Annotated in this window: 1 protein-coding gene; it reads right to left on the bottom strand. The window is 42.4% G+C overall.

The genetic code is table 11. The features are described 5' to 3' along the window. Window positions 1–154 precede the first annotated feature (154 nt). Window positions 155–1,360 (bottom strand): IS256 family transposase, encoded by a 1,206-nt coding sequence (locus tag A8708_RS00100; protein WP_068661512.1) that lies wholly within the window; start codon window positions 1,358–1,360, stop codon window positions 155–157. Between the last annotated feature and the right edge of the window lie 83 nt (window positions 1,361–1,443).

Genomic DNA, 1,443 nt, shown 5'->3' with positions numbered 1-1,443 from the left:
GGTAGCGTCAAGAAGTTTGTGTAATGTAGGATTATCCATCGGGACGATGGATAATTAAGATCCTTAAGGTCTAACGCAACAGTTAATTGAATTTTCAGTCTTTTTTAGATGGTTCTGGAGCGAAGCTCAAGCGCAGGCGCGGGAGCTGGTTTTTTTATTCCATATCTTTATCGTCAGTAAAAGGATATCGCTCCTCAAACATTGAAGTTAATTTTGCTTTTACGGCCGGATCTCCAAACCCTCGAATAACGCGAGTGTTCCACTTTTCATTGTAAGCCAGAACTTCGAGGTAAACGATTTTCTCAGCAGCGTCCATATTTGTTAAACTGTTCATAGGACGTAGTCGTTTTCTCAATTCTTTGTTTGTTCGTTCAATCGGATTCGATGTGTAAATAGCGCCTTTAATCAGTGATGGGTAGTTGTAAAAGGTCAGTAATGTAGATAGTTGCTCTTCCCAGGAATCAAGCTCTTTGGGGTATTTTTTGCCCCATTTTGCCTTAACGGTGTCGAATGCTGCTAGAGCTACAACTCGATCCAATGCGTTGTAGATTGTTTTTAGATCCTCTATGAATTCGGTTTTATCTTGTACGCGAATCTTTGGGAATGTATTGCGTACTTTGTGTACGATACAGTGTTGGACATCGGCTTTGGGATAGACTTTTTTAAAGACATCTTCTAGCCCTTGGAGCCCGTCAAACACACCTAGTAGAACTTCTTCTACACCGCGACGGTACAAGTCTTTTAGGACATCTCGCCAGCCATTTGAGCTTTCCTTGCCGCCAATGTAAAATCCAAGAATCTCACGGTAACCTTCTTCATTAATGCCCATTGCTAAATAGATGACTTCACTATCTACCGTGCTACGTTTTAATTTGATGTACAGGCCATCAAGGTAAATGACTGAATAGCGCTTCTCAAGTGGACGCTTCTGCCACTTTTCAACATCCTCTAGAACAGTGCCTGTGATGTTGCTGATGGTCGTTGGGGAGTACTGGGCACCGAACATGCTTTCAATAAAGCCAGAAACATCTCGCGTACTCATTCCGCCTTTGTACATCCGAATTACCGCCTCTTCAAGCCATCCTTCGCGGCGTTGGTAAGGTTCAAATAGCTGGGTCTGAAACTCATTGTTTCGGTCTCTGGGCACCAGGAGATCATCGATTCGACCATAGCGGGTGTCTAATGTTCGCTCGTAGTAACCGTTACGGTAATTTTTCTGTTCAGATGACTGTTGCTCGACCTGAAGTACATTTTTAATTTCTTCTTTCATAATGAGTTCCAACTTGTCTTTCAGAAAATCACGCACTAAATTTTCCAGTAGATCTGAGAGTCCTGCTTCGTGTAATGTATTAGTTGTCATGGAGTAGGGTCCTTTCTTGGTGGTGTCGTAATCCCGAGAATACCCTACTTTTTTGTTGTCTGTGAAGACTCCAAATTTTGTTA

Origin of the sequence: Paenibacillus oryzisoli, from assembly GCF_001653565.1 — a bacterium.
Classification (GTDB): Bacteria; Bacillota; Bacilli; order Paenibacillales; family NBRC-103111; genus Paenibacillus_E; species Paenibacillus_E oryzisoli.
This window is presented reverse-complemented; position numbering and strand designations above follow the sequence as displayed.